This window comes from Acinetobacter sp. YH12156, from assembly GCF_013418235.1.
GTDB classification, from domain to species: Bacteria; Pseudomonadota; Gammaproteobacteria; order Pseudomonadales; family Moraxellaceae; genus Acinetobacter; species Acinetobacter pseudolwoffii.
In genome coordinates this window covers 149514-173384 of record NZ_VPCL01000012.1, presented here as the reverse complement: position 1 = coordinate 173384, position 23871 = coordinate 149514, and the positions used below count along the sequence as shown (strand labels likewise).

Here is a 23871-nt window from a genome sequence, read left to right as displayed (position 1 = left end):
ATCGGACCATACGTTATAGTTGGCTGAGCAAGCATTTATTTGATACTTTGGATGAAGTACAAGATTATGCAACAAACTGGTTGTGGCATTACAACCATGAAAGACCACATCAAGCTAACAAAGGAAAACCACCTCTAATGGCTGCTTAACCTCTACTTTTAACTTCGGTTATTTATGGGAGGATTACCGAATCATGTAGTCGCTGGTATACATTAGTATAATTAAAAGAATAAATTTTATTTGGCATAGCCCACTCTTGTGAATTGATTTCAACTGTACAATTTAGTTGCAATACTGAAACAACCAATTCAAGATATAAATTAAAAATTTCGGTGGTGTATCAAAAAGTATGCTAAAAAAAAGCAGGTTGAATTTTGATAAAATAGAGAAATGCAAATAACTCTAGAAATCAAATGTCCAACCTGCCTCAGTGACAGTATAAAGAAAAATGGCATCAAAGTAGATGGGAAACAAAACTACCAATGCAAAGACTGCAAACGTCAGTTTATTGGTGACCATGCTCTGAGCTATCTAGGATGTAATTCTGGCATTACTCGTAAAATATTACAGTTAATGGTCAGAGGCAGCGGTATACGAGATATCGCTGAAGTTGAGCGCATTAGTATCGGTAAAGTCTTACGGACTTTAACTGAATCGGCCTATCAAATTCAGCCTAAACAAAGTCATTATGAATCTCTCGAAGTAGATGAATTCTGGACTTTTGTTGGAAATAAAAATAATAAACAATGGCTTATTTACGCCTACCATCGAGAAACAGGTGAGATTGTTGCTTATGTTTGGGGTAAGAGAGATTTAGCTACAGTCCAAAGGTTGAAGACAAAGCTTAAACAATTAGGTATTCACTACACCCGAATTGCAAGTGATCATTGGGACAGTTTCATCACTGCTTTTAAAAACTGCAAGCAAAGTATTGGTAAGTTTTTTACTGTAGGAATTGAAGGTAATAATTGCAAAATAAGGCATCGAATAAGGCGTGGTTTTAGAAGAAGTTGTAATTTCTCCAAAAAGCTTGAAAACCATTTTAAAGCCTTCGACTTAACCTTCTTTTACATCAATAATGGCTTCATTTAATGTCAGCATACTTTTTAAAACACCACCAAAATTTCTATAAATTCTTCTAATGCTGTATTAAGAAAACTTAAAAATAAAGAAGCATCGAACCCATTCGAAATTTTTTCACCATGACAAAATTTTGAGTTCAAATTCTTACGTAATTCAGATGTACCGGGTTGTCCTGCATAAAGTGATGGTCGAATATATTTTTCATTATCAAAAAAGCTAAAAAACTCTAGGATTTTTCTATTTTTCTTACTAATTGTGATAGTTTTTTCTTTTTCTATACCAGAAAAATATTCATAATATTTTCGCGAATTAATATTATAGATTTTATTCAAATCATCAATCACTTCTACAAAAACAACTAAGACTTCTTCTATTTTTCTTTCAAAATCAATCCAAGTTTTTATCTCTTCAACATGATCTTTAAAATATTGATACCAACAATTTAATGCCAATCTATATTGCAACTGAATAACATCTTTCTTACTTAAATTTATATTTTCTGTTAAATAGAATTCCTTAGTTTTAGCAATAAAATTAGGATCTCTATTTCCAGAAAAAAGTTGCTCAAAACTCATAAATTGTTTATCTGTTTCAGATTCACCTTTCTTATCAAAAGTTTGCTTAAGCAACCTTATCCATTCTTGAAGTTTCTTTTCTTGTAAGTTCTTTGGTAGACCACCCGTATCCTTAGTTTCAATTGCTTCCATAACATCCATAAAATGATCATACTTGGTCGGCAAATAGTGCGACAAATCAAAACCATTTCCCACAATTAAAACATTCATTTTTATAGAACCCCAAAAGCAAAAAGCGCATCACTAAGATACGCTTTTAACTAAATTCTGACTAAAGATCAAACACTATTATGGGCAGGCTGCTTTCTGGAAGTTTCTGGTATTTGAACCACGTGCACACTGATATAACTTTTCAGCATTGTGCATTTTCCAGCTCTTCTGTTCTTTTTTGAAATGATAAATGGTCTGTACTGATTTGACCGAATCATCCAACAAACCTGTTTCAGTCACTTTCACCTGCCCAACGGTGGGTGACTCTACATTATTGAAGAACTGACGGATCTCGACTGTTGCCAGCTCCTTACGCAAATCAGGTCTCATCTTCAAAACCTGATCCAATGGCGTATCTGAAGTAGACTGTACTTTTGCAATCACCTGCTGGGTAGTCGCACAACCCGACATCATCATACCCAGACCTAAAGCTGTAACTGCCAATAAACGTAACATATTTCTTAACCCCAATATCCTTATTATATAGATTCATCATGCCGGGCTTTTCACCACAAAACCATTTAGACTCTGTAACCTGATTTACACAGCAATAAAAAAAGTGCACCTTTCGATGCACTTTCATGAATTCAATCAGATTAAAGATCAAATAATTTACCCGGGTTCATAATACCATTTGGATCGAACACTTGTTTCAGGGCTTTCATATATTCGATTTCTTCCGCAGAACGTGAATATTCAAGGTATGGCTTCTTGGTCATCCCTACGCCATGTTCGGCTGAAATTGAACCATCATATTTTTTCACGGTGTCAAAGACATACTTGTTTACTACCTGACATTTAGCGAAGAATTCATCCTTGCTTAAATCCGCTGGTTTTAAGATGTTCAAATGCAAGTTACCGTCACCGATATGACCGAACCAGCAAATTTCAAAGTCTGGATAGTTCTCTGCAACAATTGCATCAATTTCTTTAATAAATGCAGGAACGTGCGTGATCAATACTGAAATATCATTTTTGTATGGAATAAACGGTGCGATTGACTCAGAGATGTCTTCGCGTAAACGCCATAAGCTTTCGACTTGGTCCAGACTTTGGCTCAGAACGCCGTCCAGAACCCAACCTTGTTCCATACAATGCTCAAAAATTTCCATCGCCTTGTCCATAATCGGCTCAAACGGCGCTTCAAACTCAAGCAAAACATAAAATGGACATTCAGTTTCAAATGGACGTTGTACATGACCATTGGCCAATACTTTTTGCATTGCCAGTTCACCAAAGAACTCAAATGCGGTTAAATCAATTTTCGCCTGGAATGCATGAAGCACGGGCATGACTGCATCAAAATCAGTGACACCCAGCACCATCACTTGCAGGTCTTGCGGTTGACGTTCCAACTTGATTTCAGCTTCAGTGACTAGCCCCAGTGTACCTTCACCACCAATGAATAAGTGTTGCAGCGCATAACCGGTTGCATTCTTGATCATGCCCTTGTTCAGGCGTAGTACATCACCTTTACCTGTCACCACGGTCAGGCCAAGTACCCAATTACGGGTCATGCCGTATTTAATAACTTTAATACCACCGGCATTGGTGCCGATGTTCCCGCCAATCTGGCTTGAGCCCGCAGAAGCAAAGTCGACTGGATAATACATGCCCTGATCGGAAGCATAGTTTTGCAACTGTTCAGTTACCACGCCTGCCTGCACGCGAACCATCCGGTCTGCCGGGAAGAATTCCAGAATCTGGTTCATCTTGTCCATGCTCACCACAATCTCGCCATTGGCTGCAACTGCACCTGCAGACAGACCCGTACGACCGCCTGATGGGGTGACTGCAACATTAAACTGGTTTGCCAATTTTACGATGTCTTGAACCTGTTCAGTCGTCGAAGGAAAAACGATGACCGATGGGTTTGGATCAAAGTGTTTCGTATGATCACGACCCCAATTCTGGAGGCTGTCCGTATCGGTTTTAATACGGTTTTCACCCAAAATTGCCGTCAATTGGGTCAATAACTCAGGGGTTAAAGCGACTGGAGCATTCATCGTTTGCAGACCTAGCATGATTTAAACAAGAGAGACTTCGCTGGTTTATTTGCATATTTTTTAGGCATAAAAGCCTGTATACAAATCAGGCGAAACATGATGATTAAAGCACCAAAAATGGGAGCTTAAACAGCATGGCGCAATATTATAAGCTATTTTTTGGGGTTTCCCGCGAAAAATGACAATTTTGATAATATACCTTTGAAAATACAGATTTAATTCAACCAGAATTATAAGCATTGATCATATATCTGCTCAAAATACCTGAGGTGACTGTCATCAAGGAAATGTATAACCGCCCTTTTCCTGTGCTATTATACCGCGACTAAATTTGGCCTTTGTAGCGGAGCCGTAATGAGCCAACATCTATCTCTACCTAAAGATAAAATCCGTTTTCTATTGTTAGAAGGCGTTCACCAGAACGCAATCGATACATTGAATGCAGCTGGATACACCAACATCGACTATCGTAAAACAGCGCTCGAAGGCGAAGCGTTGAAAGAAGCGATTAAAGATGCTCACTTCGTCGGTATTCGTTCCCGTACTCAACTGACTGAAGAAGTATTTGAAGCTGCGAACAAACTGATTGCAGTAGGTTGTTTCTGTATCGGGACCAACCAGGTGAACCTCGATGCTGCAATGCGTCGCGGTATTCCGGTATTTAATGCACCGTATTCAAATACCCGTTCAGTCGCTGAACTGGTCTTGGCAGAAACTATTCTTCTTCTGCGCCGTGTACCTGAAAAATCAACAGATACACATGCAGGTGGCTGGAACAAATCGGCTGTCGGTTCATTCGAAACACGTGGTAAAACTTTAGGTATCGTAGGTTACGGTTCAATCGGTTCACAACTTTCTGTACTGGCGGAAAGCTTGGGTATGAAAGTAACCTATTATGATGCGGTGACCAAGTTACCTTTAGGAAATGCACGTCAAGTCGGTTCTATGGGCGAATTACTGGCCAATGCAGATGTGGTTACTCTACATGTTCCGGATCTGCCATCTACCCGTAATTTCTTTGGCAAAGAACAGTTTGCGCAAATGAAAGAAGGTGCAATCTTCCTGAACGCAGCACGTGGTACATGTGTTGTGATTGAAGATCTGGCAGATGCGATCAAGTCTGGTCACATTGCTGGTGCTGCAGTAGACGTATTCCCGAAAGAGCCGAAAGCCAATGGTGAAGAATTCGTTTCTCCACTGCGTAACCTTCCAAACGTGATCCTGACTCCGCACGTGGGTGGTTCGACCATGGAGGCACAAGCCAACATCGGTCTGGAAGTTGCTGAGAAATTCGTTGCCTATTCAGATAAAGGTATGACTTTATCTGCAGTGAACTTCCCGGAAATTGCGCTGCCATTGACTGAAGGTAAACACCGTTTACTGCACATTCATAAAAACATGCCGGGCGTTCTTTCTAAGATCAACAACCTGTTTGCTGAACATGGCATTAACATCTCTGGCCAGTCTTTAATGACCAAAGGTGATGTCGGTTACCTGGTGATGGACGTAGACGCGACTGCATCTAAAGAAGCACTCGATACCCTACATGAAGTTGAAGGAACAATCCGCGTACGCGTACTGTTCTAATTTAACAATATGAAAAAACCACAGCTTTCGGGCTGTGGTTTTTTGTTTTTTAAGGTTTTTATTTTTCAGCCTTTACTGTTCTTCCGCTCTTCGAGAAATCGAAACCTATTAAGTTATGCTGAATTTTAAAATTGCACCTATTGTACAAGCGCCACTGATTCTCCTGATCGCGATGATCAGTATGCAAAGCAGTGGCTCCTTTGCCAAATATCTGTTCGGTCAGTTTCCCATTCTGACCGTTTCAGCCATGCGTCTGCTTTTGGGTGCTGTGATTTTGGCATTGATTTTTAAAATTTGGCAAATTCATTTCAGACAGATCAAGTGGCCGGCCATTCTCAGTTATGGTCTGGCCCTGGCAGGTATGAACCTGCTGTTTTATCTGTCGATTGATCGCTTGCCGCTGGGCATTGCGGTTGCTTTTGAATTCATTGGCCCTTTAAGTGTGGCGCTGTTTTATGCGCGGCAAAAATTTGATTTTGTCTGGGTCGGATTGGCTATTTTAGGCCTGATTCTGCTGTTTCCCTTTGATCAGGCTGCACAGCCACTTGATCCGGTCGGGATTCTATTTGCCCTAAGTGCGGGTGCCTGTTGGGCGCTATACATCGTCGCTGGGCAAAAGCCTTCCGGGGTTTCCGGCAACCATACCGTGTGCTTGGGCATGTTGGTCGGGATGCTGGTGCTGATGCCAATTGCGCTTTTTGCTGGCATTCCTGCGCATACCTTTGAACCCATCAGCCTGTTATATTTCATGGCTCTGGCTGTGCTGGCCAGCGCCCTGCCTTTTACTCTGGAAATGATTGCCCTGCGAAATTTAACCGCCTTGAGTTTTGGTACTTTGATGAGTCTGGAACCTGCAATCGCAGCACTCTCTGGTTTTATCTTCTTGGGTGAAACTTTATTGTGGACACAATGGCTGGCACTGGCCACGATTATTAGTGCTTCAATTGGCTGTACGGTGACCAGTCAAAGACGAAAACATTGAATAAAAATAAAGGCGCTATAGCGCCTTTATTTAAAATAGCTTTATTAGAATCATTTTAACGTGGTGTTGCGTCTTTAATCGCCGTATTTAATACAGTGGCTGCTGTCACATTATAGCCATCACATGCAAAAGCAAGCTGATCATAAGTGTATTCTGTCCATTTGATCATTAAAGGACTGGCATCATTTTCCTTTAATTTGTCTAAAGCTACTTTTCGTGATTGGGCAACATAATCGTTGTGATCAATATGTTCCCCATGTTCAGAGAACGCACTGTTGTAGATTCCACCCTGATATTCGATCGCACCAAAATACTTATAATATTGCAGGGCATCATCTTTATATTCTGCCTTTTTATATTTCAAGTTAGACATCGTGCCATCTAGAATGGTTTTTGCCAGATTGTCAATTGCTTCACCGCTCTGCCATTCTGCAAGTGTGCGATAGTCCGTTTTTATTTCCGGATCAAATTCAATATATTCTTCTTCCGGATGTTCAGCCTGAAGACGGAAACATTTAGATCCATTCGGGAATGTGCGCGCCTTCTGCAAATCAATAAAATTGGCTGCAAACTCATTATAATATTTACGGTCAGCGGCTGTCGTATTATCACTATTAAATAACACTCTGGTTGCAGCATCCTCATACATTTTCACCACAGCAATATTGGTACGTTCAGTTAATGCTTTTCCTGACAGGTCGTACCACTCTATATGCCGATGATTACTGATGTTGTTCTCCGGTAGGGTCACAGGACGACTCTTAAATTGAGTGGTCGTATTTTCCAGTACTTTTTCCAGCTTATAGCCGAATGCTGTACGGGTCCGATCTGCAGGGAACACCCCTTTAGCGGTGACATAAGTCGGGAACACCATGTTCTCCTCAATATTATATTCAGTATCCACGACACTGTTATCATCCGCATATAATATGCCGTCAGTAATTTTATTTTTATGACTGGCCAATAGAAGTTTTTTCGACTCCATGTCTGCTGCATCAGCATTCGGCAAGTTGAACTGATAGTTGTAGAATTCCGACACTGTGTCTGATGCTCCATCACCCGGGGTTCCAGGATTGTTCGGATTACCAGGATTGGTCGGAGCCGGTTGGCTAGGGACTGGTGTATTATTATCCGAATTATCAGAGCTACCACATGCTGCAAGCATACAGCCCAAAATGGCGCAAGAAAGTATTCGTAATTTCATTATTATCTACCTTATTATTTTCATTGTTATTTTAATGCTGCCCCGAATTGGGATCTAAGATATTTTAATAAATATAAAAATAAGATCAAATTAAAAATTGATTAATTTGTAACCACACCTGAGGTAAGTTTAATTTTGAATTTAAAACTTCACATATTTGATTGAGCTAAAATGTAAATTGATTATCTCCAAACTTAAGTTGCATTCACAAAATATTGCTCTGGCCTACTCAGCAAAAATCAACCAGTTTGCTATAATTTCATTTCTTTCTATTTCTCATTTTCACCCGCTCTGGGTAGAAGCTGCTTTCATGCCAAACGCCCAACTTCTTGCCGTATTCTTCATGGTCTTGTCCATGACTTCGTACCAGATCAGTGCATCTTTTGCCAAACAGCTGTTTAGTGTACTGGATCCGATTACTGTCACCATTTTAAGACTCTGTTTTGCTGCAATCATTGTCTGCGTCATGTTCCGCTCTTGGAAAATAATTTCACGTTTGCCTTTTTTAAAATGGCGGGATTTACTCTGCTATAGCGCGGCTTTAGGGGTCATGAATATTTTATTCTATCTGTCACTTGGTCGTTTACCGCAGGGCATTGCGGTAGGTCTGGAGTTTATTGGCCCTTTGGGCCTGGCTCTACTCTCGATTAAACACCGTAGTGATTATATCTGGGTATTGATGGCCATTTTGGGCATCGCGCTGATGGTGCCATGGGGACAGGCCAATAGCAGTAATTTTGACCTGTTGGGCGCAGCTTGTGCCTTGGGGGCAGGTTTCTGCTGGGCGCTGTATATTTTCTTTGGCCAACGTGTAGTTCAGCAGAATATCGGCATGCATGCACTGACCATTGCCATCAGTATTTCAGCATTGTGTCTGCTGCCGATCGGGCTCTACAACAACGCGCCCGCATTGATTGATACACAACATTGGGGCAAGGCCATTGTGATTGCAATTCTGGCCACCGCGATTCCTTATGCCCTCGATTTAAAAGCCTTACAGCATTTAAACAAAATGAGCTATGGCACCCTGTCCAGCCTCTCTCCGGCTTTAGCAGCTTTGACCGGTTTTCTGTTATTGGGTGAGAAAATCACGGTACTGCAAGCGGTCGCTCTGGTGTGTATTATGCTGGCCTCTGTCGGTGTGACAGTACGTGCCGCGCGTCAAGGAGCTGCAGAGCGGAGTGCATAAAGCCTGATTGGGATCTGGGCAACTGACTCAATATTTTCATTCATTCTTGTGCTTTCTTCATTTGGAAGAAATACCTCAAAGAAATGAATCCGGATAAAAAGATGGCTGTAGCGCCATCTTTTTTATTTATTTGATTTGAAGTTAAAATTTAGCTTTGTACCAGCATATCTTTTTTCATGTCTTTATAACGTTGATATTCATTTTTGTACTGTACTGCTAAAGCGGTCTTTTGCTCTTCACCGAGAATTTTACCTGCCTGCTGGAAGAAACCATGTTCCTCTTCTTTTAAGTGGTGATGCACTTTTTCGGAAAGCTTTTTGGCAATTGCAATCCAGCCCGGATTACTCAATTCTGTTGCAGTCAGCTCTTCAATCATCTCGTCCATTTCATGATGTTCGGCCAAGGCATGCCGGGTGATATTCAAGCCCGAATCGGTCATCATCAGGGGAATATAAAAATAGCGGTCTTCAGCCGCTTCATGGGCAAATAATTCATTCTTGAGTTGTTTAAACAGCTCACGACGTTCTGCTGTATCCCCTGAAGTTTGTAGTAATTTTTCTGCAAGATCACGCTGAATTTCATGACTTTCTCTTAATGCTTCAAAAATGGTGGTCATCTAATTTTTCTCCTGTTTTCGCCCTGCCTTTTTACATCATAGAAAGAAAATGGCATGGGTTCAGGAGGTTTTATAAGTACAAATTGTATAAAAAACTTTAATATTGAGAATGATTTACATCTATTCTTATATAAAAAACATCTGATAGGCCATCCGGCAAATCAGTAAACTGACCAGAATCAGGAATAAAATCCGGATAAAGCCACTGCCATATTTAAAGGCTAATTTGACACCCAGCAAGGAACCACAGATATTGGCCACCGCCATCATCGCCCCGACCATAAATAGCACATTGCCGCTGGGAATAAAGAAAGTTAACGCTGCCAGATTGGTGGTGAAATTGGCAATTTTAGATAAAGCTGAAGCATGTAAAAAATCGACACTTAAATAACGAATGAAAAAGAAAATAAAGAAACTGCCCGTGCCCGGCCCGAAAATTCCGTCATAAAATCCGATGGCCAGACTGCCCAAAACTGCCAATGCCAACATTTTCTTGGTGAGCTTTTGCTGAACATGCACCTGACCAAACTGCTTTTTCATCACGGTATAAATCGCGATGACAATCAGCATGATCAATACAAAAGGTTTGAGGATTTCGACCGGAATCAAGGTGACACTGGCCGCACCCATAAACGAGCTGATGAAACTGCAAGCTGCAATCACGCCCAAGAGCAACCACGGCAGTTTTACCTGACGCAAATAGGAAAATGCCGCAGAGCCAGTACCAAAAATCGAGGCCAGTTTGTTGGTACCAAATACGGTAGCCGGCTGTAAATGCGGCAGACTGCCCATAATTGCCGGAATCTGGATCAGACCACCACCGCCTACAGCAGCATCAATTGCCCCTGCAAAAAATGCAAAGACAATCAGGCTGATGATGATCTCAATATCCATATTTCAGACCTTGCTTAGAGGTTTAAGACGCGTTTTGGCACCAGGCGTTTTTTATCACTAATTTCTGCCAAGCCTAAACATTTTTCACCATCAAAAACCAGTACCTGTTCAGCTGCATCGTGCTCGATATTACTTTCCATGCCACGGCTAAAATATTCTGCACGCCCTTCTGGCACTTGGACTTGCGGGAAATGTTGCACCGGTGCATAAGCCGGCAACAACAACCTATCACGCTCGTCTTCATTCAAGCTTTCCAGATATTCAATGGTATAACTCGGGATCAAATCAAAATGACCGGTTTTAATGCGGTGTAAATAGGTCAGATGGCCGTAAGTACCCAAGGCTTTGGCAATATCTTCACCGAGTACCCGGATATAAGTCCCTTTAGAGCAGGTAATATCCAGCGTGATGCTATTTTCAGTAAAGGATAAAAGCTCAATGGCCAGAATGCTAATCGGGCGCGCTTCACGTTCAATCTCGATGCCCTTACGTGCCAGTTCGTATAAAGGACGGCCTTCTTTTTTCAGCGCCGAATACATCGGTGGCACTTGCTGGATATCACCGATAAACTGTGTCAAGGTTTCTTGAATCAACGCTTCCGAAAGTTCAGGAACCGCTTTTTCTAATAAGACTTCGCCTTCGACATCGCCGGTGGTGGTGCTATGTCCAAGAAAGACCGTCGTTTGATAACGCTTGACTGAATCTAATAAATAATGCGAAAACTTGGTCGCCTCACCTAAACATATCGGTAATAAACCCGAGGCCAGAGGATCCAGTGCCCCGGTATGGCCTGCTTTTTGCGCACGATACAACCAGCGAACTTTTTGCAATGCAGCATTAGAACTAATGCCCAAGGGTTTATTCAAAAGGAAGACACCACTAAGATGACGACGCTGAATTTTAGAAGATGATGCTTTCATGGCAAAAAATCAGACATTTTATAAATTGGCGCCATGGTAAAACCCTGTGCGATGATTTACAACTTTTCTATGGTATCTGATGATTTTTATGGCATATTCAGCTGAATCAAAACTCTAAAAATAATGAAACCGAAAAAACAGGTGCATAGGATATGCAGAAATACAAAATATGGATCATTCTGGCTCTGGTGGTGCTGTGCTTTATCACCCTGATGCTCTGGCTATCTCCTCAGAATGAATCACAGACAGAGACTATTGGCCAATCACCTCTTAGTGAACGCCGCGGCGAACCTGCCGCATTAAGTATGACCAGCCCTGCCAATGCAGCGTTTTCCAGTGCCAGCCAGAAAGATACCGAAATCAATTGCCAGATGCAGCTGGATGCGAGTAACCGTCTGACTGTCAATGAACAGACTCGAAACTGTTTTGAATATTTTATTACCCAGTTTGGTGAAAAAAATCTGGCGCAGATTCAAAAGGATTTTAAAACTTACATTCGCCAGAATCATAAAGAACCCGCTCTCTCACAAATTCTGGATTTATGGGATCGCTATATTCAGTATCGTCAAGGTTTAGGCCAACTGACTGCACCGACAGGCCTCGATCAGGAAGATCCGGCCTATTACCGCAGCATCTATAGCAGCACCCAGAATTTGCGTAAACAATATTTTTCTAATTATGAAATTGAAGGTTTATTTGGTACCGAAGACACCTATCATGAATATACGCTTGACCGTATGGCCGTGCTGGCAGACAACAGCTTAAGCGAGTCTGAAAAAGCCCAGAAGCTCAAAAATCTGTTTGAACAATTACCACAAGACTGGCAGGAAAATCTGGAACAACTGAATAAACTCGAAGATTTACGCAAACTCAGCGCAGACATTAAAGCGCGTGGTGGCTCAAATGTAGAGATTCGTCAAATGCGATTAAACCTGGTCGGCCCTGAAGCCACGCAACGTCTGGAGCAACTGGATGGCGAACGTGCTAGCTGGAAATCCAGTGTCACGACGTATCTCAATGAACGGGATAGCATCATGCAAAGTGGCATGAGTGACAGCGCCAAACAGCAAGCCGTCGAGAAGCTGCGCCAGCAACGTTTTCAACAGCCGAATGACCAGCTGCGGGTCGAAACCTTTGAACAGATTCATGATCAAGGCGGCAAGTTGCCCTTTGCGAATTAAGCCTAAAAGCCATCACCTGTTGATGGCTTTTTTTATGATCCTCATATCGAAAGCTTTATGCCTTCATATCTCCCGCCCTAACTTTGTTTCTAAATATTTCTTGTTTACACAAAATAACCGTAATGAGTGTTTTGTATTTCAACAACTTAAAATTTAAATACAGCCGTAAATAAAACATATTCTTACAATGTAAATCTCTTCTCTCTGTCGTGTCCTAAAATGACATGGTTTTAGCGCGTTGAAGTGAAAAAATACCGCTACTCAAAAGAAAAATTGCTCAGCCATAGAAGGCCAAAACTGTATGGTCCAAAGTCTGCTTTTGTGGCTTATAACACTCTAGAAAAGCAATGATTGCTTTAATAACGATAAAATTAAAAAGGGATGCTTATGCGTACTTTCAGCAAGACAGCACAGTTACTGACTGTGACTTTAGCAACAACTCTGGGATTAAGCTTTTCTGCACAGGCCCATGCCGCGGCAAGTGCGACACAGGTCACTGAAAAGGCCAGATCTGATTATGCCAAAACCAAATATCCTATTCTGATGGTACATGGCTGGCTAGGCTGGTCACGCATTGGCACCGACAGCATCGGGCTGGATTACTGGTATCAGATTCTACCGGATATGGCACGCAATGGTTCTACCGTCTTTGCTGCACAGTTGTCTCCGGCAAATAAGACAGCACATCGCGGTGAACAGCTGATCAGCCAGGTTGAAGATGTGATAGCAATCACCGGCAAACACAAAGTCAACCTGATTGGTCACTCTCATGGCGGGCCAACCGTGCTCTATGTCGCTGCCACTAAACCAGAATATCTGGCATCGATTACAGGCGTTGCTGGTACCTATCATGGTTCTAAAGTTGCTGACGATATTCAAAGCAATAGTTTAAGCCGCACCGCGTTTAATATTTTAGGTGACTATATTGTGGGACCTTTAATTGCACTCGCTCAGCTTAAACCTGAATTAGAAATCGATTTTGATGCATCGATGAAATCATTAACCCAAACAGAATCAAAAAACTTTAATGCAACTGTTGCAAAAGAAGCAGTCAAAGACGGCGTTTTAGCAGCGACTGAGAACTGTAATAAAAACCTCAAACCTAAAGATTCTAAAGGTATTTATTACTATTCATGGACAGGTGTAGCACAAGCCACCAATGCCTTAGACATTGATACGATTTTAATGCAACTGGGCCCACTGTCTTATGGCAATAAAAACAATGATGGTATGGTCGCACGTTGTAGTGCTTATATGGGCAAAGTGATTAATGACAATTACAAACTCAACCATACTGACTTGGCCAACATGATGTTTGGCTTGAAAGGTCTATTCGCCCCAGATCCGGTGACGTTATACCGTCAGCATGCCAACCGCTTAAAGCTGCAAGGTTTGTAAGTGGCTCGCCTTTATCAGGATTGATAAAGGCTTTGCTATATAAGCGGTCATCATTTTCCCGGATGAAGCAGAGATAGAATAATGAGAATAATAAGCCTGGTATTCAGTCTATTTATTGGATTCAGTTGTTCCTTGGCTTATGCCAAGCAGAGTCCATTGATTGAATATACACCCAAATTCGCTATATCCAGCTACGCCAAAACCCATTATCCGCTCATCTTTGTCCATGGCTTCGGTCTGGGCTTTAACCGCATTGGAACCGATAACATCGGTTTAGATTATTGGTATCAGATCCCGCAAGATTTAGCCCGTCATGGTGCGCCTGTATTTTCCGTGGAATTATCTGCGGTTGCATCCAATGAACTACGTGGTGAACAGCTGTTACTACAAATTGACGAAGTTCTTGCACTGACGGGTAAAGCTAAAGTCAATCTGATTGGACATAGTCAAGGTGGACCAACCATTCAATATATTGAAGCTGTTGCACCTGCCAAAGTGGCTTCACTGACCGCAATTGCAGGTGCGATGAAAGGCACACCTGTTTTTGTCAATGCCAGCCAGACACCTTTACTAGAACCGCTGATTCATGCCATTGGAACAATTCTGGGCTACAGTATGAATCTGGTAACAGCAAATCAATATCCCGTAAATATCACAGCCGCCTTAAGTGCCATGCATCCTGAAGATATTCGAGCCTTCAATATAAAATACGGTTCTGCTGCGATTCCTGAAGACTGTCAGACCCAAGGCATGAAGATCACAGCCAATGGCATTCATCATTACTTCTGGATGGGCAACCGGCAAACCACCAATCCTCTGGATATCATTGAATCGACTATTGTCAGTTTAGGCGGGACTTTCTTGAAAGGTGAAGCCAATGATGGCGCTCTACCTTTATGTAGTGGACGTTATGGTCAGATCATTCGTTAGGACTATGACCACAATCATTTCGATGAAGTGAACCAGTTCTTCGGCATTTTAGGGCCTTTTGCCCAAGACCCGATTGCACTCTATCGCCAACATGCCAACCGGCTCAAACTGCAAGGCTTATAAATCATTCAATGTTATCCATCAATCATAATTTTTAAATACAGCAACTTAAAACCTAACTCGCCCGTTTCGGGTGGGTCATTTGACAAAGCAGGATAAGAATCATCCTGTCAAAACAACAAAAATGAGGAAAATATATGAAATACGGCTTATTCATCACCAGTCTGCTGCTGGCTGGCACATGTGTCACGGCTCAGGCATCCACTCAAGCCAGTCAGGTCACAGCGAAAGCCAGCTCACACTATGCCAAGACCCAATATCCCATCGTGTTTGCACACGGGATGGCAGGCTTTATCCGGGTCGGAACAGATCAGTTTGGTCTGGATTACTGGTATCAGATTTTACCGGATCTGGCCCGCAATGGTGGCAATGTCTGGGCGACCCGAGTATCACCGTTTAACTCATCAGAAATTCGCGGTGAACAACTCTTAGAACAAGTGAAGGAAATTCGGGCGATTACAGGCGCATCTAAAGTCAATCTGATTGGTCATTCTCATGGTGGTCCCACGATTCGTTATGTCGCTGGTGTAGCGCCTCAACTGGTCGCCTCTCTGACTGCGGTCGGTGCGCCGCATAAAGGCTCACCAGTTGCAGATCTGATTCTTCAGGCAGAAGATACGCCACTACAAGGCCCTTTGGTCGGTGGGATTAATCTGGTGTCTAAAGCCATCACCTGGGCCCAAGGACTGGATCCAAACAGCTTCCCGCATGATTCTCTTGCAGGTGGTCGCAGTCTGACACTGGCAGGATCGGCACAATTTAATCAGAAATATCCGCTGGGAATGTCAAGCACGACCTGTGGCGAAGGTGCCTATAAACAGAATAATATTTATAACTATTCATTTACCGGCACTGGCACAGTGACCAACATTCTCGATCCCGACTCTGCTTTGAAAGTCACCAGCCTGCTGATTGATGGTGGCAAGGACAATGATGGTCTGGTCTCTCGCTGTAGTGCCAAATTTGGTAAAACCATTCGTGATAACTACAACTGGAATCATCTGGATGAAGTCAATATGGTCTTGGGCCTGAAAAGCATCTTTGCCCCTGACCCAGTCGATGTGTATCGTCAACATGCCAATCGATTGAAACTGCAAGGCTTATAGTTCTTATATAAATATTAGGATATAAAAAATGCGCCCAAAGGCGCATTTTTTAACTCGAGATAAAACTTAACTTGAGCCTAAACTTAAGAAGCTTTAACTTTACGAGCTGGTAATTTTTCACGGATACGTGCAGCTTTACCAGACAATTCACGTAGGTAGTAAAGTTTAGCGCGACGAACATCACCACGACGTTTCACTTCAACTTTAGCTACGATTGGAGAGTGAGTTTGGAATACACGCTCAACACCAACACCGCTAGAAATTTTACGTACTGTGAACGCAGAGTTCAAGCCACGGTTTTTCTTCGCAATTACCACACCTTCAAAAGCCTGAAGACGCTCACGGTCGCCCTCTTTAACTTTTACAGAAACAATCACTGTATCACCTGGTGCGAAAGCAGGGATGTCTTGTTTCAATTGTGCATTTTCAATTACTTGAACTAAAGGATGCTTACCGCTCATGGGGTATCTCCAATAATGCGAGTCAGAAGAGGTCTGATCATCGCGGGGGCTAGAGGCTAAAGCGCATAGACCCGATTATCTTTCCCTTTAAAGTTGACCATCTCAACTTTAAAGGGCCTATTAAAGAATACTTAAACTCAATTTAAGTACCGTTTTCGAAGACAGCACCAATTTCTCAGCAATGTCTTACAAATCTTTCAGCCATTTTTTTTGCTGCTTGGTCAATTCTACTTGTTCGACCAGTTCAGGGCGACGTTCAAGTGTCCGTTGATAACGCTGCAAAAACCGCCATTTTTCAATGTTTGTATGATGACCTGATTTAAGTACCTCAGGCACATCCAAACCTTCAAACTGGTCAGGCTTGGTATATTGTGGGCAGTCTAACAGACCATCCACAAAGGAGTCTTGCACATGGGATTGTTCATCAGACATCGCCCCCGGAAGCCTCCGGATAATACTGTCTAATAAAACCATCGCTGGCAGTTCACCACCCGACAAGACGTAATCTCCAATTGACCATTCCTGATCAACATATTGCTGGATCAAACGTTCATCGACCCCCTCATAACGCCCACACAGTACAATCAATCCGTCATATTGAACGAAGTCTTGTACTGCAGTTTCGTTTAAGGTTTTTCCTTGCGGTGACATATACACCACAGGAACCTGAACTGCGCCTGCTTCATTTGCAAGCTCTTTGGCACGGTGGATTGCTTGTGCCAAAGGCTCCGCCATCATCACCATACCCGGACCACCACCGAATGGACGTTCATCCACCCGTTTGTAGTTGCCCGTCGCAAAATCGCGAGGATTGATACAATGAATTTGCATCAAATCACGTTTTGCTGCGCGCCCGCTAATACCGTAGGCTGTAATCGCTTCAAACATTTCAGGAAAAAGCGTAATGACTGCAAAAAACATCGCAGACTCCCTTATTTCCAAAAAGTGTTAGTAGTCTACGCCCCAATTGACGTAAATACGACCAGCTTCAAGATCAACGCGTTGTACCACATCTTTATGCCATGGAATCATGCGCTCTTCGCCATCGATACTGTCGGCAGTTGCGCGAACCACCATCACATCATTGGCACCTGTTTCAAACAGTTCAAAAATTTGACCGAGATTAATTTCTTGATCCTCATCATTCAGACCTAACACTGTTAGACCCTTTAAATCAGACCAATAATATTCATCTACACCCGCTTGAGGCAGTTGCGATTTAGCAATCCAGACATTGGTGCCAACCAGTTGGTCTGCCCCAGTGCGATCACTCACACCTTTAAGCGAAACAACCAGGCCTTTACCATGTGGTTTCCAACGTTTTACATCAACAATTTGCCAACCTGCTTTGGTCTCAATGTACCAAGGCAGATAGTCAAATATGTTGCTCATGGGTTCTGTATTGGAATAGACCCAGAGCCACCCATTTAATCCATATGCTGAACGTAGCTGTCCAATCTGAATACGATCTTCGGGAACATTCTGTGTTGGTGTCATGGGCAATCTACTACCATATTAAACAGCAGTTGCAGCTTTTTTAGCTTGAGCAGCTAAAGAAGCAACGCGATCTGAAGGTTGAGCACCTTGAGAAACCCAGTGAGCAAAACGGTCAGCATCTAAACGAAGTTTTTCTGCTTTACCTTGAGCTGTCGGGTTGAAGAAACCGATACGTTCGATGAAACGACCGTCACGTGCATTACGGCTATCAGTTACAACGATTTGATAGAATGGACGTTTTTTAGCACCACCGCGAGTAAGACGAATAACAACCATGATAGAACCTTATAGTTTTTACGGATTATCCCTGCACCGACCATCGATACAGCTCAAACCCCTTTCATAGAGGGCCATATTTTACGCGAAGTTTGCCCTGAATGAAAGATGAAAAATAGGTTAGCTACAATTTTGGATTTAGTTAGCGGCCGTCCCATGGTTCACATGCACCAGATGTTTTTTCCCAACATTGTTTGCCTGAGCTATCTAAAGTTAAATTACCTGTATTTTTCATCTGCCCATTGATCTTTGGCGTTGCCGTCATCGTCCAAGATGAGTTCGGTGAAGCGGTTATGGTTAAGTCATACAGTGCTGGACCGTTTCTTGGTGCTACCGTTTGCCCATAAATAGCTGGGTTAATCAATGGATTCATCGCATAACTAGACGTAGAATTATTTACCCCATAATCTCCATTAGACAACTTGTAGGATTGCAATCTTTGCGCAATTTCCATCATGGTACTTTGTATTTCAGCACGATTTGTTCGTTTTACATAGCTTTGATAAGATGGATATGCAATTGCAGCAAGAACGCCTAACACAGCAACTACGATTATAAGTTCAATGAGAGTAAAGCCTTTAATATTTTTCATTATTATTTCCACTCTTTTGTATTAACACCGCAACTTGTACTCGTAATATCCAAGGAGTCTCTAGTCATACACTTGCTTCCTCTCGAATCCAATAATAAGTATTCAGAATTTCTAAGTGCATTACTTTTTGTTTGATTAGGAAAGGCTATCATTTTCCACCCTTGCCCAACAGCAGAATCTTCCACGACAATGGTTGAATCATTGATATCGACCAATTTGATTTGGTAATCAAAATCAGTTCCTGAATCATATGGAATATTAATCTCACCCTTATTCACTGTTTGATGCTCTGGAACATAGCCTGCATAACTTAATTGCTTGCCTTTGTAATTTTCCAGCCGCTCAGCAATTTTTAACATTTCAGATTGTGCTTTTGATTTATGAGCCCTAGCAACATATCCCTGATAGCTGGGTATAGCAATAGCTGCAAAAATTGCAACTATTACCACCACAACCATCAATTCAATTAAAGTAAAACCTGAACGTTTAATTCGAGGATCTATCATATATACCTTCCTCACCATTCAAACCAGCGGATAGGTTTAATCTTGCGTGCCTGGCTATATGTATACAGATTTTTATCGGTTAATTTGGTATTTGCAGTTGGACAATTCCCCACACAAGCTTCTTGTGTCTCTGCAATTGGCCCAACCAACGTTGTTGTTCTCGGATCTGTAGAGGAAACTGCGCCAAAGGCAGGACCATTAATACCCTGATAGCTAGTTTTGACATATGCTGCACAATCACCATAAGGCATGCAAATACGGTGAGTGGTTGAAATACCCATCACCCCACCACCACAGCCGCTAACGGTTCCAGTCAATGTCGCTTTGGGATCATACAGGCTGACATATAAATCACCAGTAATGAGCTGTGACTCTTCAAATGCACGCGCATAATTTCCAGAGTCAACTGAATGAAGCTCAAAGCTCCAGCCACGAAGCATAGTACTACCAGTTGTTAATTTCATATTAGCAATGTCAGCAGTAGAAATTTGCTTAGTAACCGTTTTGCCAAGTATGCCTGATTTAGCCAAATTCGCTGGCAAAATAGTTGGAGCAGATGTAAAGCTAGAGTTTTCCAAACCATTGGCAGCAGCATCACGGTCAATTAAACCATAGATTTTGTTTTTTCCGCCAACCTCTTCTTCCAAAGGAAAACTGCGATTACCAGAACCCGCTGTCACAAGTACAAAGCGGTTTTGCCCATCATCAAAAACTGCCGTAGATAAACGATCATAGAAACGCGGTACAAATGTTCCATCTTTTAACTTAGCTAATGTTTTCACACGCACCGCAATATTCGTATTGTCAGTTGCAGACATTTGATTGTTATTATTCAAATCTACACGGAAAATCTGTCCGCCCAAATCTGCAAAATAAATCATGTCTGCAAGACCATCCGCATCATAATCACGTACTACAGGCTGTCCTACAACACTATACTTTATGTCACTATTTACAGTCTGTTTGTGACTATTCGCAGTAGAAACACCAGAAGTATCAGAACTGCTCATCCAGATCAAGTTACCATTTACAGCATCGACTACGTATAAAGCATTACCATAAGTTGAACTTGGATTTGTAGCGTTCGCTTGCTCATATGCCGCCGCATCGTAACCGCCGCCAAAAATTAAGACTTTTTTACGTTCACCTTTGATACGAATTTCAGCAATAGTCGGTTTAGTCCAGATTTGAGACAAACGCTGAAATTCATTTGTTGCTGTTGGTTTAATTTGGAATAACAGCTTCGGACTTGCTGGACTAAGAATATCTAACCCATAAAGCCCCTCGCCCCCCATACGCAAACCGCCATAAATATTCATTTTATTGGCAACATATTTTGTGGTTGTAGCTGCACCAGACTTAGTAATTTGAACCTTAAAGGTATTGTCCGCTACCCATGGTGCATCTACGCCATAAGCGATTCCTGACAAACTATCGATACCCTTAGAATCTTTACCAGCCAACGTGTCATATTGATTCGAAATAATTTCTGGCGGAACAAATACAGATTGCTCTTTACCAGTCTTAGCGTTCACAATATGCAAACCACCATCCATTGAGCCATAAACTGTATATTCTTCACGTGCATCAGCAGCATTACTTGTAGTAACTGTTGACTCTTTTGTTAACATGAGTGGCGTAGAATGTACTACTCCCCCAAGGAATCTATATGGATTTACTGGATTAACAGCAAGTGCATTAATATCCGTATTAGTTAAAGTTGTTTGGTTCGTTGCTGCTGGAAATGCTGTTTGATAGCCTATAAAATTTAATAAAGCTAAGCGCTGATTTACTGTATAGGTACTTGGCAGTGCGTCTGCACCAGTAAAGTTAGTTGCCAGATTTTGCTTAGTGACTTTCTTTAAAGAGCTTCCATTTAAGATATAAACTTTCCGCTCACTATCTACATTACTAATTGAGTCTACTGCAGCCAAAGCTGTAGATGGAACAGGAATTTTATTCCATGCACCGCCGCTATTAATTAATGAATGATCACTGCCTGCTACAGCATCGGACCATAAATCTTTTGCATTTGTATTAATTATTTGTTGGTTATTCTCAAGCTTGTAAATTGCATTTCCATTACTATCCTTTAATGTTCCACCAACAATATTATATTTCTTTAAGTTACCCATCCATGTACGTAAAGTCGAATCTTGTACGGGCATGACCATAGGGAAAAAGCCTTGGGTCATATATTTGGTTAGATCCAAAGGATCACGAGGGACAGAAATTGAGCCTAAACTGGAAGGAGTAAACTTAGGAGGTACATCATTAATAAACATTAAAATACTGTTTCTAATATCTTCAGAATTTGTTGCTTGATAGAATCCTCCTTGTCCATAATCAGCATTTCCCCATTTACAAGCATTTTTGGCATCCATTGATGCAGTCGCAGAACTGTCACAGTTATATATTTTTCTCAAAATACTTCTTTTAGTCCCATCTGCTAATGTAATTTCTTCTGGTACTTCTGTATAAGTTAATCCCTCAAAAGCACTACCAAAACCTACAACGGCAGTTTTAATTGACATGCTTGCAGGATTTTTAGTCCTGTCTAGTAATTTTTTTGCATATTCACCAATATATTCCCACCCCCCGGTTTCATCTGTAAATAGGCCAGAAGTTAATTTTGGAGACCCTAACACCGCATTCCCACTTGGTTTTGCAGAAAACGTATAGCTACTATTATTACTTAATGAAGTATTCATAATAGTTTGCGCCATACTATCTTTAGTAGAGTTTGGCGAACCATCAGTTAAAAAGTAAATACCATTACCATCACAACTACTTGTTGTACCACCTGGAGCATAATTACTCCCATTCTTTGTATCCGCTGCTGAATAAGCGAAACCACCATAATTGTTGTCAATAGGTCCAGTGGATGAAACTGTCTGAATAATTTCTCCCCATGGGCGAATGACTGCATACTGTTTTTGTTTACACTTATTATTATCATAATATGTTCTATTATCATTCATATTATACGTTTCATAATGGAACGCTCCTTGTGGATTACGAGCATTTGGAATTGGATTTTCACCAATAACAGGCGTTTCACAACGTCGATTTCTAATTTCACTTAATGTCGCTGCTCTTTCCCAATTGCCTGATTTAACACACAGTGATGTCCAACCACTCAAGACAGTAAAACCAGAATCACAAGCTTTAAATCCTTCAGTCGTAACCGTCTCCGTAATAGGCCCGGTTTTAATCGAAAAAGGACTACTTCTATATGAAACTAGATTATATGCACCTTTATTTCCCCAAACTTTCCCACCAATTGGTTCAATATCCATAGGCTCATTGGCAAGTTTCATCCAGCCACCATATCTCCAGCCTTCAGGCAATTTTAAATGCGTCTCCCACAATGAATTCATAGCTCCAACTTTGGCATATAAGTCATCAGCAGATACAGGAATCCAACCATCACCATCTGGATCACTATCAGCAGACTCTTTTGGTCTATAGATTTTGATGCCAGAGCCCATACGCTTATTGGTACTGTTATACCATTCACTATCACCCTTATTCCATTCATTATCACATGCCATGACCGTAGCACCTAAAGCTTCGGGACGTTCAGTGCCTAGTGCAACACAAACATAATAAACTTGCTTGCTCGCATCATCCGACTTTTGCATTACAGAATAACCATCATACAAAATGGAAGTCCTTGAAGGTAAGCTGGAGTCCTGTCCTGTCGTAGTCCCCATCATGTAAGCTGCAGCTTCAGCATATGCATGAGCAGCTGGTGTACCACTAGAGGCTTTAAAAATATCTGGATAGGCAGTACTAGATAATTTTAAATTAGAATTTGCAGTGCCATCTTCATTAGTAGTCGTATCAACCGATTTAATGTTCACGAGTTCACGAATCAGCTTTTCTCGTTGAGTAGCTGTAAGCTTACTGACGGGTATTAAAATTTTTCCTGAATGACCATCTACTAATTTATTCGTAGTTGTACCGATCGTTAAACTGGTTTTTGCAGAAAAATGTCCTAATCCAATACGGATATCATTGGAGATACTATCATCAGCCAATAATCGAATTAATGCATCTTTCAGACGTGATAACCGGTCAAACTTTCCAGTATTAGATTCAACTAAATTACCATCAGCATTAATACTTGGATTACCACAACCACGTAAATAATAATCAATGGTCTGGCCATTTACGGTGACTTGCTTTTTAAAAGAAGTCTTATTGTTGGTAGCACTTCCTGCACGAAGATCAAGAGCATTATACTTCCATTGATTTATAGCTGTAGAACTACCGGTTTCAACAACACCTGTTTTCGCACAAAGTGAACTATCAACATCACCAGGACTACCATATTTATTGTTTTTAGGAAGTACCAAAGAACTAATTCCCATACTTCCTGAAGTATCCAGCATTAATAAAATAGAAGTGTTACCAGTCGTATTACCTTTATAAATTTCTAAATCACTTGCAAAAACTGCTGTACTTGTTGGCAACACTATCACTGGAAGTAATACCATCATGCTTACAAGAGGTTTCAATTTCATCTTTTTTAT

22 protein-coding genes and 1 pseudogene are annotated in these 23871 nt (G+C 41.5%); 9 read left to right on the top strand and 14 right to left on the bottom strand.

The genetic code is table 11. From position 1 onward, the window contains the following. The coding region (locus tag FTU87_RS11540; protein ID WP_180096446.1) for an integrase core domain-containing protein at nucleotides 1–149 on the top strand (149 nt) is incomplete at its 5' end. Between the two features lie 241 nt (nucleotides 150–390). Then, on the top strand, nucleotides 391–1092 hold the full coding sequence (locus FTU87_RS11535; RefSeq protein ID WP_004282344.1) for an IS1 family transposase: 702 nt from the start codon (nucleotides 391–393) through the stop codon (nucleotides 1090–1092). A gap of 14 nt (nucleotides 1093–1106) precedes the next feature. Here the strand turns inward: FTU87_RS11535 and FTU87_RS11530 are convergent, their stop codons facing one another. The 3 genes from FTU87_RS11530 to FTU87_RS11520 form a co-directional block, all read right to left on the bottom strand. After that, nucleotides 1107–1868 carry an AbiH family protein gene (locus FTU87_RS11530; RefSeq protein ID WP_180097432.1) on the bottom strand — a complete coding sequence of 254 codons (762 nt, stop codon included), beginning with the start codon at nucleotides 1866–1868 and terminating at the stop codon, nucleotides 1107–1109. 78 nt (nucleotides 1869–1946) lie between these two features. Continuing rightward, nucleotides 1947–2324: a hypothetical protein gene (locus FTU87_RS11525; protein ID WP_180097429.1), complete on the bottom strand. Its 378-nt coding sequence runs from the start codon at nucleotides 2322–2324 to the stop codon at nucleotides 1947–1949. Between the two features lie 140 nt (nucleotides 2325–2464). Then, nucleotides 2465–3874: an FAD-binding oxidoreductase gene (locus FTU87_RS11520; RefSeq protein ID WP_005094248.1), complete on the bottom strand. Its 1410-nt coding sequence runs from the start codon at nucleotides 3872–3874 to the stop codon at nucleotides 2465–2467. A 354-nt stretch (nucleotides 3875–4228) separates the two neighbouring features. Between FTU87_RS11520 and serA the strand changes: the two genes are divergently transcribed. Beyond that, nucleotides 4229–5461, top strand: coding sequence for a phosphoglycerate dehydrogenase (serA, locus tag FTU87_RS11515; protein ID WP_005094251.1), 1233 nt, complete (start codon nucleotides 4229–4231; stop codon nucleotides 5459–5461). A gap of 115 nt (nucleotides 5462–5576) precedes the next feature. Then, nucleotides 5577–6443: an EamA family transporter gene (locus FTU87_RS11510; RefSeq protein WP_100329374.1), complete on the top strand. Its 867-nt coding sequence runs from the start codon at nucleotides 5577–5579 to the stop codon at nucleotides 6441–6443. 55 nt (nucleotides 6444–6498) lie between these two features. Here the strand turns inward: FTU87_RS11510 and FTU87_RS11505 are convergent, their stop codons facing one another. After that, nucleotides 6499–7647, bottom strand: a complete 1149-nt coding sequence (locus tag FTU87_RS11505) for a hypothetical protein (protein WP_180097426.1) — start codon at nucleotides 7645–7647, stop codon at nucleotides 6499–6501. A gap of 310 nt (nucleotides 7648–7957) precedes the next feature. On the opposite strand from FTU87_RS11505, the gene FTU87_RS11500 reads away from it, so the two are divergent. Next, complete coding sequence (locus FTU87_RS11500; protein ID WP_034608362.1) at nucleotides 7958–8836, top strand: DMT family transporter; 879 nt, start codon at nucleotides 7958–7960, stop codon at nucleotides 8834–8836. A gap of 148 nt (nucleotides 8837–8984) precedes the next feature. On the opposite strand, the gene FTU87_RS11495 is transcribed toward FTU87_RS11500, so the two are convergent. The 3 genes from FTU87_RS11495 to truB all read right to left on the bottom strand — a co-directional run bounded on the left by FTU87_RS11495 (nucleotide 8985) and on the right by truB (nucleotide 11266). Then, on the bottom strand, nucleotides 8985–9452 hold the full coding sequence (locus FTU87_RS11495; RefSeq protein ID WP_005168802.1) for a hemerythrin domain-containing protein: 468 nt from the start codon (nucleotides 9450–9452) through the stop codon (nucleotides 8985–8987). Between the two features lie 126 nt (nucleotides 9453–9578). Then, nucleotides 9579–10346 carry a TSUP family transporter gene (locus FTU87_RS11490; RefSeq protein ID WP_074383607.1) on the bottom strand — a complete coding sequence of 256 codons (768 nt, stop codon included), beginning with the start codon at nucleotides 10344–10346 and terminating at the stop codon, nucleotides 9579–9581. 14 nt (nucleotides 10347–10360) lie between these two features. Beyond that, nucleotides 10361–11266 (bottom strand): tRNA pseudouridine(55) synthase TruB, encoded by a 906-nt coding sequence (gene truB, locus FTU87_RS11485; protein ID WP_100355151.1) that lies wholly within the window; start codon nucleotides 11264–11266, stop codon nucleotides 10361–10363. Between the two features lie 152 nt (nucleotides 11267–11418). On the opposite strand from truB, the gene FTU87_RS11480 reads away from it, so the two are divergent. The 4 genes and pseudogenes from FTU87_RS11480 to FTU87_RS11465 all read left to right on the top strand — a co-directional run bounded on the left by FTU87_RS11480 (nucleotide 11419) and on the right by FTU87_RS11465 (nucleotide 16001). Continuing rightward, a complete protein-coding gene (locus FTU87_RS11480; protein WP_179999184.1) occupies nucleotides 11419–12447 on the top strand; it encodes a lipase secretion chaperone in 1029 nt (342 codons plus the stop codon). Nucleotides 12448–12834: 387 nt separating this feature from the next. Next, the gene (locus FTU87_RS11475; protein ID WP_005094261.1) at nucleotides 12835–13845 is read left to right on the top strand and encodes a triacylglycerol lipase; all 1011 of its coding nucleotides are present in this window, start codon (nucleotides 12835–12837) and stop codon (nucleotides 13843–13845) included. An 81-nt stretch (nucleotides 13846–13926) separates the two neighbouring features. Further along, nucleotides 13927–14898 (top strand): annotated as a pseudogene (locus FTU87_RS11470) (lipase family alpha/beta hydrolase). Between the two features lie 134 nt (nucleotides 14899–15032). Then, nucleotides 15033–16001, top strand: coding sequence for a triacylglycerol lipase (locus FTU87_RS11465; RefSeq protein ID WP_074383612.1), 969 nt, complete (start codon nucleotides 15033–15035; stop codon nucleotides 15999–16001). 83 nt (nucleotides 16002–16084) lie between these two features. Here the strand turns inward: FTU87_RS11465 and rplS are convergent, their stop codons facing one another. The 7 genes from rplS to FTU87_RS11430 all read right to left on the bottom strand — a co-directional run bounded on the left by rplS (nucleotide 16085) and on the right by FTU87_RS11430 (nucleotide 23862). Next, nucleotides 16085–16462: a 50S ribosomal protein L19 gene (gene rplS, locus FTU87_RS11460; protein WP_005094271.1), complete on the bottom strand. Its 378-nt coding sequence runs from the start codon at nucleotides 16460–16462 to the stop codon at nucleotides 16085–16087. A 186-nt stretch (nucleotides 16463–16648) separates the two neighbouring features. Then, nucleotides 16649–17383: a tRNA (guanosine(37)-N1)-methyltransferase TrmD gene (trmD, locus tag FTU87_RS11455; protein ID WP_180097424.1), complete on the bottom strand. Its 735-nt coding sequence runs from the start codon at nucleotides 17381–17383 to the stop codon at nucleotides 16649–16651. 27 nt (nucleotides 17384–17410) lie between these two features. Beyond that, nucleotides 17411–17959, bottom strand: a complete 549-nt coding sequence (gene rimM, locus FTU87_RS11450) for a ribosome maturation factor RimM (protein ID WP_074383613.1) — start codon at nucleotides 17957–17959, stop codon at nucleotides 17411–17413. Between the two features lie 18 nt (nucleotides 17960–17977). Next, nucleotides 17978–18235, bottom strand: coding sequence for a 30S ribosomal protein S16 (rpsP, locus tag FTU87_RS11445; RefSeq protein ID WP_005094274.1), 258 nt, complete (start codon nucleotides 18233–18235; stop codon nucleotides 17978–17980). 142 nt (nucleotides 18236–18377) lie between these two features. Continuing rightward, nucleotides 18378–18827, bottom strand: coding sequence for a type IV pilin protein (locus FTU87_RS11440; protein ID WP_180097421.1), 450 nt, complete (start codon nucleotides 18825–18827; stop codon nucleotides 18378–18380). 2 nt (nucleotides 18828–18829) lie between these two features. Beyond that, nucleotides 18830–19333: a type IV pilin protein gene (locus tag FTU87_RS11435; protein ID WP_180097418.1), complete on the bottom strand. Its 504-nt coding sequence runs from the start codon at nucleotides 19331–19333 to the stop codon at nucleotides 18830–18832. Nucleotides 19334–19344: 11 nt separating this feature from the next. Beyond that, the gene (locus tag FTU87_RS11430) at nucleotides 19345–23862 is read right to left on the bottom strand and encodes a PilC/PilY family type IV pilus protein (protein WP_257220484.1); all 4518 of its coding nucleotides are present in this window, start codon (nucleotides 23860–23862) and stop codon (nucleotides 19345–19347) included. Between the last annotated feature and the right edge of the window lie 9 nt (nucleotides 23863–23871).

Coding starts and splice junctions, on each gene's coding strand:
- FTU87_RS11535 (WP_004282344.1), top strand. CDS start 391: ATGCAAATAACTCTAGAAATCAAATGTCCAACCTGCCTCAGTGACAGT.
- FTU87_RS11530 (WP_180097432.1), bottom strand. CDS start 1,868: ATGAATGTTTTAATTGTGGGAAATGGTTTTGATTTGTCGCACTATTTG.
- FTU87_RS11525 (WP_180097429.1), bottom strand. CDS start 2,324: ATGTTACGTTTATTGGCAGTTACAGCTTTAGGTCTGGGTATGATGATG.
- FTU87_RS11520 (WP_005094248.1), bottom strand. CDS start 3,874: ATGAATGCTCCAGTCGCTTTAACCCCTGAGTTATTGACCCAATTGACG.
- serA (WP_005094251.1), top strand. CDS start 4,229: ATGAGCCAACATCTATCTCTACCTAAAGATAAAATCCGTTTTCTATTG.
- FTU87_RS11510 (WP_100329374.1), top strand. CDS start 5,577: ATGCTGAATTTTAAAATTGCACCTATTGTACAAGCGCCACTGATTCTC.
- FTU87_RS11505 (WP_180097426.1), bottom strand. CDS start 7,647: ATGAAATTACGAATACTTTCTTGCGCCATTTTGGGCTGTATGCTTGCA.
- FTU87_RS11500 (WP_034608362.1), top strand. CDS start 7,958: ATGCCAAACGCCCAACTTCTTGCCGTATTCTTCATGGTCTTGTCCATG.
- FTU87_RS11495 (WP_005168802.1), bottom strand. CDS start 9,452: ATGACCACCATTTTTGAAGCATTAAGAGAAAGTCATGAAATTCAGCGT.
- FTU87_RS11490 (WP_074383607.1), bottom strand. CDS start 10,346: ATGGATATTGAGATCATCATCAGCCTGATTGTCTTTGCATTTTTTGCA.
- truB (WP_100355151.1), bottom strand. CDS start 11,266: ATGAAAGCATCATCTTCTAAAATTCAGCGTCGTCATCTTAGTGGTGTC.
- FTU87_RS11480 (WP_179999184.1), top strand. CDS start 11,419: ATGCAGAAATACAAAATATGGATCATTCTGGCTCTGGTGGTGCTGTGC.
- FTU87_RS11475 (WP_005094261.1), top strand. CDS start 12,835: ATGCGTACTTTCAGCAAGACAGCACAGTTACTGACTGTGACTTTAGCA.
- FTU87_RS11465 (WP_074383612.1), top strand. CDS start 15,033: ATGAAATACGGCTTATTCATCACCAGTCTGCTGCTGGCTGGCACATGT.
- rplS (WP_005094271.1), bottom strand. CDS start 16,462: ATGAGCGGTAAGCATCCTTTAGTTCAAGTAATTGAAAATGCACAATTG.
- trmD (WP_180097424.1), bottom strand. CDS start 17,383: ATGTTTTTTGCAGTCATTACGCTTTTTCCTGAAATGTTTGAAGCGATT.
- rimM (WP_074383613.1), bottom strand. CDS start 17,959: ATGACACCAACACAGAATGTTCCCGAAGATCGTATTCAGATTGGACAG.
- rpsP (WP_005094274.1), bottom strand. CDS start 18,235: ATGGTTGTTATTCGTCTTACTCGCGGTGGTGCTAAAAAACGTCCATTC.
- FTU87_RS11440 (WP_180097421.1), bottom strand. CDS start 18,827: ATGAAAAATATTAAAGGCTTTACTCTCATTGAACTTATAATCGTAGTT.
- FTU87_RS11435 (WP_180097418.1), bottom strand. CDS start 19,333: ATGATAGATCCTCGAATTAAACGTTCAGGTTTTACTTTAATTGAATTG.
- FTU87_RS11430 (WP_257220484.1), bottom strand. CDS start 23,862: ATGAAATTGAAACCTCTTGTAAGCATGATGGTATTACTTCCAGTGATA.